Origin of the sequence: Bacteroides sp. OF03-11BH (assembly GCF_003604005.1) — a bacterium.
In the GTDB taxonomy this organism is placed as follows: Bacteria; Bacteroidota; Bacteroidia; order Bacteroidales; family Bacteroidaceae; genus Bacteroides; species Bacteroides ovatus.
The window spans coordinates 57128-73868 of the sequence record NZ_QTMW01000008.1 but is presented as its reverse complement, the minus strand read 5'-3'; the positions used below and the strand labels follow the sequence as shown (position 1 = coordinate 73868).

The window sequence follows — 16741 nt, the reverse complement described above, 5'->3', positions numbered from 1 at the left end:
CCCACAAAAATAAGATATAAAAATGAAATGTGAAACAAAATCCGGCTAACTTTATCAGTAGGTAAAACGAACCAAACAGGAAGTGATTCTGTTTTTATTCACGGAAGGTATCATTCTTTAATACTTTTTTCGTACTTTCGCAGCAATAATTCGCAATCACATGAAAAGACTGTTGACTCTGCTACTATTTTCAAACCTTCTACTTTCCCTGCTACAGGCACAACCTGTACATCAAATCAGGGGAACGGTTATTGAGAAAAACAGCCGTCAGCCATTAGAGTTCATTAACGTAATGGTTCTCGGACTGAACAAAGGTGGCGTCACCAATGCAGAAGGCCATTTCACCATCGAACAAGTGCCTCCCGGCATCTACCGCCTGCAAGCAACTGCCATCGGCTACAAAAGTGTCACCACTCCCGAATATATTGTATCTACCAAAGATTTGAACATCTCAATAGAGATGGAAGAGAACCTGACCGAACTCGCAGGAGTAACCGTCACCGCTTCTCCTTTCCGACGTGATTTGGAAAGCCCCGTCAGCCTGCGCATTATCGGATTGCAGGAAATAGAAAAAAGTCCGGGAGCCAATCGGGACATTTCACGTATTGTTCAGTCTTATCCGGGAGTTGCCTTCTCACCGATTGGATACCGCAACGACTTGATTGTGCGCGGTGGTTCTCCTTCTGAAAACCGTTTCTACTTGGATGGAGTGGAGATTCCCAATATCAATCACTTCAGTACGCAAGGAGCCTCCGGTGGTCCGGTGGGAATCCTCAATGCCGACCTGATACGTGAAGTCAATTTCTACACCGGTGCTTTCCCCACTGATAGAGGAAACGCACTTAGTTCCGTTCTTGATTTCAAGTTGCGCGACGGAGATATGGAGCACAACTCTGTAAAGGCTACCCTCGGAGCATCCGAAGTCTCGCTCGCCTCCAACGGGCATATCGGGAAAAAGACCTCTTATCTGGTATCTATACGTCAATCTTATCTGCAATTCCTGTTTGATATGCTCGACCTCCCTTTCCTGCCGACTTTCACCGATGCGCAGTTCAAATTGAAAACCCGGTTTAACGAACAGAACGAGTTGACAGTGCTGGGACTCGGAGGAATCGACAATATGCGATTGAACACGAAAGCGGATAGCGAAGACAACGAATATATTCTTAGTTACCTGCCGAAAATCAAGCAGGAGACATTTACATTGGGAGCCGTTTATCGTCATTATGCAGGCGCACATGTGCAGTCAGTGGTAGTCAGTCACAGCTATCTGAACAACCGCAACACCAAATACCGTCAGAATGATGAAAGTATTCCGGAGAATCTGATGCTCCGCCTCCGTTCTACCGAACAAGAGACAAAATTCCGTTTCGAAAACAATTCTTCTTTCCGCAACTGGAAGGTCAACCTCGGATTGAACCTGGATTACAGCCAATATACCAACACCACCTTTCAAAAGGCATATATCAATCAGGCACAAACGTTTGATTACCATACTTATTTGGGGATGATGCGCTGGGGACTTTTCGGCACTATCAGCTACTCTTCGATGGACGAACGCTTCACTGCTTCTTTGGGATTGAGAGCGGATGCCAACAATTATTCATCGGCGATGAAATCACTCTCCGACCAGCTTTCACCGCGCATATCGCTTTCCTATCAACTTGCCGATCACTGGTTTTTAAGCGGAAATGCAGGACTTTATTACCAGTTGCCTCCTTACACGGCTCTCGGTTTTAAGGATAATAACGGAACGTATGTCAACAAATACAATCTCCGCTATATGAAAGTCAGCCAGGAAAGCTTGGGTATCAGTTGGCGCAAAGGAGATACTTTCGAAGTTTCCGTGGAAGGATTCTACAAAGATTATGATAAAATTCCGCTCTCCGTTGTGGATGGCATTCCTCTTACCTGCAAAGGAAATGACTACGGGGTGATTGGCAACGAATTGCTGACCTCCACCGCCCAGGGACGTTCGTATGGTGCGGAGATTTTGGTGAAATGGCTGATCGCCAAGAAACTGAATCTGGCTTCTTCCTTTACCTTATTTAAAAGCGAATACCGCAACGACAAAGAGAGTGAATACATTGCATCCGCATGGGACAACCGGTATATCTTCAACTTACGGGGAACCTACAATCTGCCACGCCAATGGAGTGTCGGGATGAAAGTCAGTTGCATCGGCGGTGCTCCTTATACGCCTTATGATGAAGAAAAGTCATCTCTGGTATCTGCCTGGGATGCACAAGGTAAAGCATATTACGACTATTCTAAATATAATAAAGAACGTCTTCCGGCTTTTGCACAGGTAGACCTCCGTATCGACAAGACATTTTATCTGAAACATTGTATGCTGGGATTCTATCTTGATTTGCAAAATATCACGGTAAGCAAACTGAAACAGCAAGATGTACTGATGAGCACCGGTATCATCGAAAATCCGGAAGCTCCTGCCGACAGCCAACACTATAAAATGAAACGCCTCAAACAATCGAGCGGGACATTGCTCCCCACATTAGGAATAACATTTGAGTATTAATTTATGCATAAAACTGTAAACTAGAAAAGAGTATGAAAAGAGAAATCGCTATGATTGCCTTCGTATTGTTAGGCATGGGTATGACAGCTTCTGCACAATTCGGCAAGAAGATTAATTTGGGAAAAGCGTTACAAGCCGGTAAAGACGTAGTATCAGCCGTTACTTTATCTGATGCGGACATCGCCAACATGAGTAAGGAGTATATGGTATGGATGGATGCTCATAATCCATTGACCAAACCTGATACTGAATATGGCAAACGTCTGGAGAAATTGACGGGACATATCAAAGAAGTGGATGGACTGAAACTTAACTTTGGTGTATATGAAGTGGTAGACGTAAATGCTTTCGCTTGTGGCGACGGTAGTGTACGTATTTGCGCCGGTCTGATGGATGTGATGACGGATGAAGAAGTGATGGCAGTGGTAGGACATGAGATTGGCCACGTAGTTCACACAGATTCTAAAGATGCCATGAAGAATGCTTATCTCCGTTCAGCCGTGAAGAATGCAGCAGGTGCCAGCAGCGATAAAGTAGCCAAACTGACCGACTCCGAGCTGGGAGCTATGGCTGAAGCTCTGGCAGGCGCACAATATTCACAGAAGCAGGAAAGCGAAGCGGATGATTACGGAGTAGAGTTCTGTGTAAAGAACGGTATCGACCCGTATGCAATGGCTAACTCACTGACTAAGTTGTCCGAACTGTCGAAAGATGCTCCACAAGCTTCTTACCTGCAAAAGATGTTCTCGTCACACCCGGATACCATGAAACGTATCGAACGTGCAAAAGCAAAAGCAGCAACCTACGCTAAATAATAACGGACATCGTTCCTAAATCAAAAACAGAGGAGGAGATACTGCGGTTTGTCAACCGCAGTATCTCCTCCTCTGTTTTTGATAAAAAAGGACACACTATTATTAAAAAATCATTAATCTATAACATAGATTTGCATAGTGCCCTGATTTCTTGTAATTTCGACCCTATAACCATTTTAATCCATTTATGGAATTTCTTATCATACTTCTCTTACTTGTACTGAATGGCATTTTTGCCATGTATGAAATTGCGCTGGTATCATCCAGCAAAGCACGTCTTGAAACACTTGTCGCAAAAGGTAACAAATCAGCCCGTGGAGTTTTGAAACAATTGGAAGAACCGGAAAAGTTCTTATCTACCATTCAGATCGGTATTACGCTGATCGGTATCGTATCCGGTGCGTATGGTGGTGTGGCTATTGCCGACGACCTCGTTCCTTTCTTTTCCCTCATTCCGGGCGCAGAAGCTTATGCACGCAACCTGGCAATGATTACTACCGTAGCAATCATTACCTATCTTTCTCTGATTATCGGAGAGCTAGTACCCAAATCTATCGCTCTTAGTAATCCCGAGCGATACGCCACTTTGTTCAGCCCGGTCATGATTCTCCTGACAAAGGTTTCTTATCCTTTTGTATGGTTGCTGAGTGTCTCTACCCGGCTACTGAATAAACTCATCGGTTTGAAAAGCGAAGAACGCCCCATGACGCAGGAGGAAATCAAAATGATTCTCCATCAAAGTTCGGAACAGGGTGTGATTGACAAAGAGGAAACGGAAATGATACGTGATGTGTTCCGCTTCTCCGACAAACGGGCTAACGAACTGATGACGCATCGCAGAGATCTCATTATCCTTCACCCTGATGATACGCAGGAAAAGGTGATGAAGACAATCGAAGAAGAACATTATAGCAAATATCTGTTGGTGGACGAACGGAAAGATGAGATTATCGGTGTGGTTTCCGTAAAGGATATTATCCTGATGATAGGCAGTAAAAAGCTGTTTAACTTACGCGAAATAGCCCGTCCTCCCCTCTTTATTCCGGAAAGTTTATATGCAAATAAAGTTTTAGAGCTATTTAAGAAGAACAAAAACAAGTTCGGAGTTGTTGTTAACGAGTATGGCAGCACAGAAGGCATTATCACACTGCACGACCTGACCGAAAGTATCTTCGGAGACATCCTTGAAGAGGATGAAACGGAAGAAGAAGAAATCGTCACAAGGCAGGATGGTTCGATGCTGGTGGAAGCTTCAATGAACATCGACGACTTCATGGAGGAAATGGGGATTTTATCCTATGAAGATCTGGAATCGGAAGACTTCACCACTCTGGGGGGATTAGCCATGTTCCTGATTGGCCGTATCCCGAAAGCGGGAGACATCTTCACCTACAAGAATCTGCAATTCGAAGTGGTGGACATGGACCGCGGACGAGTAGACAAACTGCTTGTCATCAAACGGGACGAAGAGCAGGAATAGGATAGCAAAAAACGAGCAATAGCTCACTATATTTATATTAACTTAAAGCACTTAACGATGAAAAAAGTAATTATGTTAGCAGCAGTCGTAGCTGCTTTGGCATCATGCCAATCAAAAGCAAACAAAGCCGCAGAGGCTCAAGCAGACAGTCTAGCTCTTGCTATGACTCCGATTACCGAATTGACTGAAGTTTATGAAGGTACTCTTCCTGCTGCCGACGGTCCGGGTATTGACTATGTACTAACCTTGAACGCTGCAACTGACGGTGTAGATACTGCGTATACACTGGATATGACTTACCTCGATGCTGAAGGTCAAGGACAAAACAAGACTTTCACTTCAAAAGGAAAACAGCAGACTGTACACAAGGTAGTGAACAAAAAACCTGTGACTGCTGTTAAGTTAACTCCGAAGGATGGTGAAGCTCCGATGTATTTCGTGATTGTAAATGACACCACTCTTCGTCTGGTGAACGATAGCTTGCAAGAAGCTGTCAGCGATCTGAATTATGACATCATCAAGGTAAAACAATAAAATAAACCTAACCCCAACCAGTAAAAAAAGCTCTGCACGGAACCTTCGTTCTTGCAGAGCTTTTCGTTTTTTACTCTATCATCTATACTAATCTAATTATTCACTTTATTAGTTCTACCGATACTTTGATATTACCGTATTCATAAGCCCGGTAATACTGTTATCCCAATACTCCGTGTCCTTCTTGCAGACGTTTCAGCCTCAACAAGGCTTCGATATAATAATAATCTGCATAAATAATAGAGGCATCTATCTCTGAATGAGCCGGCCAATGCCCTACACTATGAAGCAGGAAAGACGGTTTGCTCTTGCCACTCTGATAACTGTCAGAGTTCAGGCTTGCCAGCATTTCGATAGCTGCATCTTTATAACGTTTTCCGGTTCCATTCGGGAGGTAAGTGGATAGTTCAAGCAAAGCAGAGGCCACCACTGCCGCAGCAGAAGCGTCACGGGGAGCATCCGGTATTCCCGGTGCACTGAAATCCCAATAAGGAACTTTATCTTCCGGCAGGCGTTCGAGGTAAACATCTGTCACTTTCTGTGCGAAATCAAGATACTTAGGATCTTTCGTCTCACGATAAACTACCGTGTATCCATAGATTGCCCATGCCTGACCACGCGCCCACATGGTACTGTCAGCATAACCTTGGTGGGTTACTCCTTTTATCAGATTACCTGTAATGGTGTCGTATACCGCTACATGGTAAGATGTATAGTCGGGACGGAACTGGCATTTCATCGTTTTATCGGCATGAGAAACGGCAATATCATATAAATAAGGATTTCCACCATTCTTCGCTGCCCAGAAAAGCATTTCGAGGTTAATCATGTTATCCATGATGGTATTGTGCGGCCAGTTGCGGGGTTCCACTTCACGAGGCCATGAAAGGATGGTTCCTACGATAGGATTGAACAGAGTAGCCAACGTATCGGCTGTATCAAGAATCACTTGTTTGTAAGCCGGATTCTTGGTCAGGCGGTAACCATTTCCGTAGCTACAGAACACGAGGAAGCCCAAATCATGGTCGAAAGCCGGAGTCTTGGAAAGGAATTCCAGTGAGTTCGTGAACTTCTCCGCTTCTTTCTGAATCTGTTTATCTTTCGTATATTCGTAATCATACCACAATACTCCGGGCCAGAAACCGGCACACCATTCTTCCTTCGTCGCTTTCCGACAATTCCAATGATGTTCGTCAGTCATGATATTACGTGGCATCATTGTATAGTCGATGCCGGAGTCTGTTTTCAGTTCCGCAAGCGTACGTTGTGTCTGCTCTGCACAATAGTCCAATGCCTTATTCACATCCAATGTACCGGACGGCTGATGAACACACGTACAGAAACCTAACATCACAGCCAAACCTACTACAATCTTTTTCATCTTAATCTGATATCTTCGAGTTAATTCTTAATCTTTATTTCTCTTTGTCAATTATTGATTGGTCAATTACTTATTCATCCGAAACCAATCGACATCTGCCCATCCCCGATTGCCTTCATTCGGAGTCACACAGAATAGTCCGACTTTGGCTCCAATCCATTTGCCCTGACGGGCTGTGAAAGACTCTCCTACTGTCGTATATTTCTTCCCGTCCAGACTATAAGCAAATGTACAAACGGCTCCTTTACGAACCTTTACTTGCAAGTAAACAGTTTGCCATTCATTATCTGCTACTCCCGGCATCTTCAAATATTTTACCGGAATGTTTGCCAATTCTTTTATCTGTTCAGGATTTTGCTGTTCCGCATCCTTACAAACTGCCTGTTGCAGAATAAACTGATCGCCCGCCTTGCGAATAGAAAGATAACTATAATCCCATCCCATCACAATAATTCCGGTTTGTTCTCCATCCTGCTTGGCAGTAAATGTCAGCTTGGTCGTAGCTGTAAATTCTTCAGCCGGGAACTTTTGCATCAACAGATTAGGAACTTCCCAGAAGTTCACAAACTCTTTCGACAGACTGCCTGTATAAAGACGGATAAATCCCAAATCGGTAGTAAACCCGTAGGTGTCTTTTTTATTGGCATGCCATTGCCATTGTAATCCCAAATACCGGGTATTGAATTCGTCACTCTCCGGCGGAGTAGCAATCGGATAGGTCTTTCCCACATTCGGTTTCTTATAAGTCGTTACAGGTTCACCGCAACCGTCTTTATCCTTGTCCACTCCGATTACAGGCCAGTCATTTACCCACATCATCGGATTCAGATGGATCACACGTCCGTAAGCGCCTTTATCTTGAAAATGGACGAACCAGGATTCTCCTGTGTTGGTGTCTACCCAGCCGCCCTGATGGGGGCCGTTTATCGTTGTCTTTCCTTGTGCCATCACGATTTTCGATTCGTAAGGGCCATAGATGTTCTTTGAGCGAAGCACCAATTGCCAACCGGTTGCTACCCCTCCTGCCGGAGCAAAAATATAATAGTATCCGTTGCGTTTATAGAGCTTCGGTCCTTCTACGGTATGATTCTTTCCATCATTTCCGTCGAACACCATCACCGGATCGGAAATAACTTCTGTTCCTTCCGCATTCAGTTCGCAAATGACGAGGATACTGTTCACCCCACTACGACTTCCGGCATAAGCATGTATCAAATATACTTTTCCGTCTTCATCCCACAAAGGAGTTGCATCAATCATTCCTTTCCCTGCTTTTACCAATACAGGTTTGCTCCATTTTCCTTTCGGGTCTTTGGTTTTAATCATATAAATTCCATAATCCGGATCCCCCCAGTAAATATAAAATTCTCCGTTATGAAAACGAATAGCCGGTGCCCATACGCCTTTACCATGCTGTGCCTTATCGAAGAAAGGTTCCGGCTCCTGAACCGGTAACGCATAGTTTACTAACGACCAATTAACCAAATCATTGGAATGAAGAATAGGAATTCCGGGAATACAATTAAAGCTGGATGCTGTCATATAGAAATCATCTCCGGCCGCACAGATATCCGGGTCTGAATAGTCAGCATGAAGAACTGGGTTCTGATAAGTTCCATTCCCCTTATCAGCCACCCAGGTCTTAGAAATTTCTTGTGCGCCTGCCAATGAACTGCAAGCCATCATTCCTGCTAAAAACAGAATCTTTTTACGCATATACCTTACTAATCAATTTCATTCAAAACTAGATTCGTTATTCCTAAAAACAGGTTCTTTCTACCTTATATAAAAACCAATCACTTTTAAAACTGAATCCTATCATCTCTGATTTCAAAACAATCTATTTACTGACCTATTTACTTATATATACGAAAGGGATTAGGTAAATACCTAATCCCTTTCCAACTTTTTTCTATTTATCTAAAAACTCATACCCATTTTATTCACGATATAACATTAACGTAGCCCAGCCCAATTGGTCAAAAGCGCCACTATTAGAACCGTAGCGATTAGCAGTCTCTCCTGCCCCACCTTCAGGACGCATTTTATCCGCCAGTATTTGAGCATACTTATAACCACTGCTCAATCCCTTAATCTTTGCATAGTGAGTATAGAAAATTTCCCATCCGGGACGAACTTCCCCACGACCATCGTCAGATACTACCTTATGATCTTGTCCGTGATTTTTATCTTTACATGTACAATTTGTACAGTACTGATACTCTTTAAAAGGTATTTTTGTTATATCAATCAGCCATGTACCATCCGAATTGTCATTTTTCACTCCATCCGTTGCATTGCTAAGTGCTACATATTCACCCATTTTCATAACTGCGTTATTATTAGCCGCGAAGAAATCTAGTCGGGAAATGTCTTTATTATCCTGATAGAATGTATAAGCTATCTGACAAAGATTAGCTGTTACGGCTGCCGACATTTGAGCATGCCCCTGGTCGCGTCCGCTTTCCTGATTCTGACATATCTCTTCACCAGACAGTGGATCAACATGAGTACCCTGGATTAAATTATTAAGAGCTCCATTGCCAACACCATTATAAAAGTAGTTCACAATATAGTTAACCATATCATCATCTTCAGTTAAAATACCAATAGACAAATAGGAGCACATATTAACTAAATCCCAATTCGACCAGTAATGTAAAGCACAATTGTTACTACCTTGATGATTATCCAGAAAATCTTTATTTTTAGAAGCGAATACTTTCACCATCCACGTTTTAAAAGTAGTTTTATCTGCTTCTGTCCAACCATCATAGGTTTGCATTATTTCTGCCGCATTAGCAAAAGTATATCCTTGCGCACCTGCCGCTAATTTATGATTAGCATCATTTGAAGTCACTTCCGTACAGGTTGCAGCCCATTGATTCAAAATGTTAACCACATTCTTTGCATACTGTTCAGTACCGGTAAGTTTCCATAAAAGCGCCATCTGATAAGCAGCTGCAGCATCCTCCATAGCATAGCTGTAGTTTTCACTACTAAATCCCGTTCCAGTTACATCACCACGAACAATCTTTGTCTGTGGTTGCGGAGTATAGGAAGAAGCTGATACATAACTGGAGTTTTTCAGATTTTCAAACTCATCCTTTACTTTTTGAGGTGCAGTCCCATCATTCAGCATTTTCTTTACCCTATCAAAATCTGCCTGATTAAACATCGCACAAGGATGATTGTAAGTATATTCAGCTTCTACCGGAACATATACTCCTTCCGGAAGTGTCAAATCCACTACTCCGAATTCATTCTCACGGCAGGAGGTCTGCACTGCTATCAGCAGTGCGAAACCCATTATCTTAATTGTATTTTTATTCATAAAGAATCTATTTTGAGCCTTAATTTATTATTCTATTATTTTATCACTTCATAAGTCAGCCCTTCTGACTTAATATATGCTTGCACATCCTGTAATGTTTTGAACGTCTGAACCCAGTAAACATTATAACTTACAGCTGTAGACGATACAATATCAGCATATTTGAATTGAAGAGTTGTAAACGATGCAACAGCAGTTGCCGGGAGTAAACCACCTGTACCCCATTTCTGACTGGCCATATCATAAATAAGCACATGACTTCCATCGCTACATTTATAATCATTCAGCCATTTATTGTTATTTCCGTCTAGACCACCGGAATATTTAGTACCATCACACATCCCGGATGCGTCAAGAGTTATATTACGTGCAGTTACTCCCTCATAATCTTTCACATCATCCATGCGAACTGCGAAAATAGGATAATTGCCAGAATGTAACCAAGAGGTTGTACTCTTACAAATCAAATCTCCACGGCATTTACCACCGGTTAATTTTGTATTGATCGTTATATAGCCTCCATCTTTATTCCATGTATGTGATTCCGCATTTGAAGCATTAGCCCATGTATAATTCTCATTACGGAAAAGCTCCCGTATTAATCCTTCTGCCAAATTCAACTCTATAGACGAAGAATTACCTGTTTCCGGACAGGTGGCAGTTATAGTAACCTTGCCAAACACCCCATTCGCATTGAAAGTAACAACACCTGCCTTCACCGTAGCAATAGTTTCATCACTTGATGTCCACTCTATCAATGACTTGGTACAATTTTCCGGCACTGTTGTAAAGTTCAAAGCAACGCTCTTTTCTGCAATAGCAAATTCATAGCCATTAGTCGATGAGTAATTTTGGTCAATAGCTACCTCCTCCGGTTGTACAATTGAGTTCACGATAATTTCTTTAGTTGCGATCACATTTGCGCCATCTAAAGAAGTTGCAGTAATAGTAACGGGCACAGCCGCACCTTTACCGCTGTCCAAACCTGTAACAACTCCATTCTTATCTACTGTAGCAACAGTTTCGTCAGAACTTGACCACTTCACAGTTTTATAAGTCGCGTCAGATGGTAAAATCCCAGCTGTCAACTGTACAGTTTCTCCTGCATATACATTATCTGCACTTGAAGTAATCGTAATACTCTCCGCACTAATCAGTGAATTCACAACCAACACTTTCAAAGCACTAGCCACATCGCTACCCGAATAATAAACACTGGGGGCAACTTGAATCACCGCTACACCTGTACCGTCACCACTAATAGCATTTACTGTTCCATTAGCATCTACTGTAGCTACGTTTGCATTACTGGAAGTCCAATTTACCTCTTTATAAGTAACATCATCAGGAGTTATATTATAGCCCAACTCTATTTTCTCTCCTTTTACTAAGGGCAAGACTTTCACTTTCGTGTCATCCACATAAATAAGTTGTTGTAAATCTTCTGAAATAATCATTTCTACCGATTTAGGATAAATCGCTTTAGATAGTGGGGATACCTCATCATTATCATCACATGACAGAAATGTGGAAACGACCGCTGTCATAAACAGACAACCTAACCCATATTTTAATATCTGTTTCATACGTTTTTTCTTTTATTCATTATTACAATAATACATCTTAGTTTTTCCATCCCGGATTCTGTTCCAATTGTGGATTCAACTGCAACTGGTCAGAAGGTAGCGGATAAAGATAAAGTTTATCATTCCAGGTACGATCACTATAGAGTATAAGGCAGCCGTCACTACTAAGCGAACGTTTATGATCAGTCCAGTTGGTTTCAAACCAAGTCCCTGTAACTTGCACTCCAAGCTGATCTTGCGGCATCTCAACTGGTGCAGTAGCCCAACGTTTCAGATCATCAATGCGAAAACCTTCCAGTACAAGTTCAACAGTACGCTCCCTACGGATTTCTTCACGCATTGAAAGATTGTTTGCCGAAACCAATTTGCTACTCAATTTTGGCATATCCGGATTGACACGAAGACGAACCAGATTTAAAGAATAATCTAATTCCGGATCCGTTATAGTACCATTTAGTTCATAAACAGCTTCGGCATAATTCAGCAACACTTCTGCATAACGAATAACTGGAAAGTCATAAGATTCGTAATAATCTTCCAACTGACGTTCTGTGCCCCACTTACGATTTTGATAGCCACTACCAGAACGTACATTAGCGGTCAGGCTACTTGTCAAATCTGCATCTGTCCAGGTTGTACGCCATTTTCCATCGTTATTCCAATACTGTTGTCCATGATACAGCATATTATTTCCCATACGGTTATCTCTATTTTGGAATTCATCAGTTACTCCGGCATATTGTTGAAACTTGGATGATTTCCCTATAGGCAACCCGTCAGAACAAAGGTACATATTCGCCAACTTACGAGTCACATAACAAGCATTTGCCACCATACCGTGAGTCAGATTCCATGCTGTTTTATCTCCATTACGATGACGTTTCACAAAGATATATTCTGTATTATCACTCTTTGAAAGGTTGGCCGGATTGCATTGTGCTCCATCTTCTAACGTAAACATATAACGATAACTCTCATTCGCTAATTTTTCATTATAGAAGATTTTATATTTACCACCTTTAATAACCTCATTAGCTGCATCCCTGGCAATAGTCAACAGTTCCGTGCTGCGAGTAGTATTTGAAGTAGCATCTTTTCCATTTGTATGAAATTTTTGCCAGGTACCTTCATATAATGCTACCCGTGACAACATGGCATAAGCGATATATTTATTCAATCGTCCGGCTTCGGAAGACGTTTCGGGTAAACTGCCGGCTGCCTCCTTCAAATCTTTAATTACCTGATCTATCACTTCACCGCGATCATTACGCTTCCCATACAATATTTCAGAGTCCAAGTCTAAAGGTTGTGTAAGAACGATGGCGTCTCCATAAAGCTGCACCAACTCAAAATGACTATATGCACGGAAGAATTTTGCTTCAGCAACAGGCACTGCAATATCTGCAGGTACAGCAAAACTTTCAGCATTCTTCAACAACAGGTTAGTATAATAGATACGTTTATATAGTCTAGTGTAATTAGCATCTGTAGCAGGAATAGCATTTGTACCCTGGCTATACACATTCATAGATGAACCCGCCACTAAATCTGAACGAAAATCACTATGAGGCTCGTCTGATACAGCACGGTTGAAGTCATGAGGCCAACTATAAAATTGATTGGCAAATAACTGGAAATTGGTAGCATTGTTCCACACCAGATTATCACCCAAATCCGACAATGGTTCTAAATTCATGCAGGAAGTTGTTACCGCCATGAAGGAAAAAAGACATGCAGCTTTTATATATTGCTTTAGTTTCATATTATCAATTATTTAAAAGGTTAAATTAGCTCCAATGGTAAAGTTACGAGTAAACGGATAACGTTTCACTCCCTTAGCAGCTTGAGTAGTATTATTGGTATCTCGAGCCGATGCTTCCGGATCCCATCCATCTTTAATTTTGGTGGTCTCCCATAAATCTGCTCCTGTCACATATATACGGGCACCTGAAATCGCTTTTGTTTTATTCAAAAGCTTGGCAGGAAACGTATAACCGATTGTCACATTCTTCAAACGAAGGTAACGGCCATCTTGCGCTGTCAAAGAAGATGCCTGATAATTATAATTATTGATATTACTTTCATTAGTATATGGAGCGTAGTAAGCATCCCGGTTATTTTGACTCCATGTGTTACCAAGAGAAGCAGTGCTTGTATTGGTATAATTACTACGGAATGGAACAGTCCAGTTATCAATCGGACGATAAACAAATCGATTGGCAGCTCCTTGAAAAACGACATTTATATCAAATCCTTTATAATCTGCGCCAAAGTTGAAAGAATAAGATATTTCAGGAGTATCACTACCCAAATAGATATAATCTTTTTCATCCAACACACCATCTCCATTCTCATCGCAATACATATTGTCACCTACACGCAAGTTAGATGGCATACCAATACCATTATTATTATAATACTTAGTCTTGTAAGCAGCCAGCTGTTCCTCGTTTTGAATTTTACCTCCGTAACGCAGACCGAAAATTGAATTTAGTGGATAGCCTTGCTGTGTTTGTACATATCCTGATTTCAACACAGTTGTACCACCATAGTCGACTAATTCATTACGGGCAAAAGTAAAAGTACCACCTACATGATAATTTACGTCTCCAATCCGGTTACGATAATTAAGCTGACCTTCATATCCCCAACCTTCAAACTTTCCGGCATTAGCTTTCGGAGCAGAATCACCTAACGTCCCCGGAAAAGTAACATTCACTAACATATTATTATTATGCTTCATAAACGCTTCAACAGAACCGGTTAGAGTTCCATTTAAAAAGCCAAAGTCAACACCTATATTATAATTCTTAATACGTTCCCAACTACGTGTAGTGGAGGCCAGAGTTCCATTTGTTTTAATATAAGAAAGCTTATTGGAACCAATATATGCACCATCATCTCCAGCCGCAACCAGATTATAGAGCTGTACCCCATCATAATTTCCAATACCACTCTGATTACCCACTTCGGCATAGGAAAGACGTAATTTCAAATCACTTAACCAATCGACTTTCTGCAAGAAAGATTCTTCTTTTATACGCCATCCAAGTGAAACACCATAAAAGAAATCCCAACGGTTTTCAGGTAAGAATTTAGAAGAACCGTCATAACGTCCATTCAATTCCAACAAATAACGTCCATCATAATCATAGTTGAAACGTCCGAAATAAGAGAGGTTTGCATTCTGATACTTCTTCTCATCACCAGTCAGAGTCACATCCCCCGAACCGTTTACTATTTCCATACCGTTCTGAATATCTTTAACCATTACACCGAAATAAGTGTATTCTTTAAATTCATACTGCGCGCCCAACGTCAAATTCAGCTTATGTTTTTGAGCAAATGTCTTATTAGCCGCCAAATATCCGGAGACAGAGTAAAAATCCATTCGTGAACTTGTCTGTGTATAAGTTGAGTTTGCCTGGCTTGGGTCTGTCCGTACTTCTACATCACCCATATAATTATAAAAAGTAACAGCGTTTGTTGTTTTATTACGAGCTGCCGTACTTGTACTATATCCTACATTGGCATTAGCTGACAGCCAATCAAAAATCTGATAATTCAAAGTTTCGCTTAATGAAATAGCAGAAACAGAGAGTTTATTGTCGCCTCCATCACGTACAACAGCTGCAGGAGATCCCCATGTTCCCCAAGCATATGGTTTTCCATTCAATGATTCAAAAGGAAGACCGGGCATAGGTAAAGTGGCAGACAAAGCTGATTCAATCTGCGTTGGCGCAACTTGTTCCTGACGATTATACGAAATAGAAGAATCTAATTTCAGGTTCTTAGTAAACTTATACGTATTGTTCATACGAAAGTTATAACGCTGGTTGTTGTTATTACCAAATTGTAAGGTAGAACCATCATAAAGATAACTCATGGAAATACGATAAGATGATTTCTCCGAACCACCGGAAACACTTAAACTATGTTCTGTACTCCATGTATCGCCAAAAAGCGTATCCAGCCAATTTACATCATCCGTAAATACAAAATCAGCGACATCAGTAAAATTGGTCGAACCGAATGGATTAGGACTGTAACGCATATCAAGATAAGAACCTTTATATTTCTTCGCTAATTCGGCATAAGTATACCATACGTCAGATGTCTTTTTATCATTAGTCAATGCTGTCATTACACCATCTGCCCATTGGTCGATATTCATAGCAGAGGCCATCAAACCAACAGTCTTCAAAGTAGCACTACCACTATACTCTACCTTTACTTTACCTTCAGCACCTTTCTTTGTAGTAATTAAAACAACACCACCGGCAGCGCGTGAACCATAGATTGCAGCCGCACCGTCTTTCAAAAAGTTCATTGATTCAATATCATTGGGATTCAACAGCCGAAGTTCGTTCACACTCTCATACGCCACACCATCAATGATAATTAATGGTTCTGTACTATTCACAGACACTGAACCGCGCAAACTCAATCCCCAACTCTCATCTCCCGGAGCAGAGGAACTACGAGTAATCATGACACCTGGCACCTGCCCCTGTAAAGCTTCCAATGGACTAGACAGTCCTCCTTTTTCCTGAAGCATTTTAGCTCCTACAACCGTAACAGCACCTGTTAATGAAGATTTTTTTTGGGTACCATAGCCTACAACCACCACTTCATCCAACACTTCAGAATCTTCCTGCAATGTAATTTTCACAGGTGCGCTACCATTCACATTAATTTCTCTTGTTTTATATCCAATATAAGAAACAACCAAAGTCCCCGGATTGACATTGCTAAGTGTAAAGTTTCCATCTATATCCGTGATTGTACCATTAGTAGTTCCTTTCATCAGCACACTAGCACCAATTATTGGTTCATTATTTGCATCCAACACAGTTCCCTTCACAGTCACAGTCTGCATCACAGATTGTGACCTGTCAACTTCTGCATAAGTCTTCTGGGGTATTCCTGTCAATAAGGCAGAAGCAACCACCATTGAAAATAAAAATCTTTTCGGCGAACATTTTAAGATATCATTCATAAAATTAAATTTGAGGTTTAAAAATAGTATTAAATTTTTGTTCTCTAAAATAAGGTGAGGCATACAAGTACCT

Annotated in this window: 10 protein-coding genes; 4 read left to right on the top strand and 6 right to left on the bottom strand. The window is 41.5% G+C overall.

The features are described from left to right. The first annotated feature begins 160 nt into the window (after positions 1-160). The 4 genes from DXA54_RS08095 to DXA54_RS08080 all read left to right on the top strand — a co-directional run bounded on the left by DXA54_RS08095 (position 161) and on the right by DXA54_RS08080 (position 5368). On the top strand, positions 161-2539 hold the full coding sequence (locus DXA54_RS08095) for a TonB-dependent receptor (RefSeq protein WP_120079183.1): 2379 nt from the start codon (positions 161-163) through the stop codon (positions 2537-2539). Between the two features lie 32 nt (positions 2540-2571). Continuing rightward, positions 2572-3354: a M48 family metallopeptidase gene (locus DXA54_RS08090; RefSeq protein WP_008774941.1), complete on the top strand. Its 783-nt coding sequence runs from the start codon at positions 2572-2574 to the stop codon at positions 3352-3354. 187 nt (positions 3355-3541) lie between these two features. Continuing rightward, on the top strand, positions 3542-4834 hold the full coding sequence (locus DXA54_RS08085) for a hemolysin family protein (RefSeq protein ID WP_004305907.1): 1293 nt from the start codon (positions 3542-3544) through the stop codon (positions 4832-4834). 57 nt (positions 4835-4891) lie between these two features. Further along, positions 4892-5368, top strand: a complete 477-nt coding sequence (locus DXA54_RS08080; RefSeq protein ID WP_004296964.1) for a copper resistance protein NlpE N-terminal domain-containing protein — start codon at positions 4892-4894, stop codon at positions 5366-5368. A gap of 160 nt (positions 5369-5528) precedes the next feature. Here the strand turns inward: DXA54_RS08080 and DXA54_RS08075 are convergent, their stop codons facing one another. The 6 genes from DXA54_RS08075 to DXA54_RS08050 form a co-directional block, all read right to left on the bottom strand. After that, a complete protein-coding gene (locus tag DXA54_RS08075; RefSeq protein WP_008648414.1) occupies positions 5529-6749 on the bottom strand; it encodes a glycoside hydrolase family 88 protein in 1221 nt (406 codons plus the stop codon). Between the two features lie 66 nt (positions 6750-6815). Further along, positions 6816-8465, bottom strand: coding sequence for a glycoside hydrolase 43 family protein (locus DXA54_RS08070; protein ID WP_120079181.1), 1650 nt, complete (start codon positions 8463-8465; stop codon positions 6816-6818). Positions 8466-8688: 223 nt separating this feature from the next. Continuing rightward, complete coding sequence (locus tag DXA54_RS08065; protein WP_008648418.1) at positions 8689-10083, bottom strand: alginate lyase family protein; 1395 nt, start codon at positions 10081-10083, stop codon at positions 8689-8691. Positions 10084-10118: 35 nt separating this feature from the next. Continuing rightward, positions 10119-11669 (bottom strand): Ig-like domain-containing protein, encoded by a 1551-nt coding sequence (locus DXA54_RS08060; protein WP_009040933.1) that lies wholly within the window; start codon positions 11667-11669, stop codon positions 10119-10121. Positions 11670-11706: 37 nt separating this feature from the next. Next, positions 11707-13431 (bottom strand): RagB/SusD family nutrient uptake outer membrane protein, encoded by a 1725-nt coding sequence (locus tag DXA54_RS08055; RefSeq protein WP_008648422.1) that lies wholly within the window; start codon positions 13429-13431, stop codon positions 11707-11709. Between the two features lie 12 nt (positions 13432-13443). Beyond that, positions 13444-16731 (bottom strand): SusC/RagA family TonB-linked outer membrane protein, encoded by a 3288-nt coding sequence (locus DXA54_RS08050; protein WP_032852532.1) that lies wholly within the window; start codon positions 16729-16731, stop codon positions 13444-13446. Positions 16732-16741 lie beyond the last annotated feature (10 nt).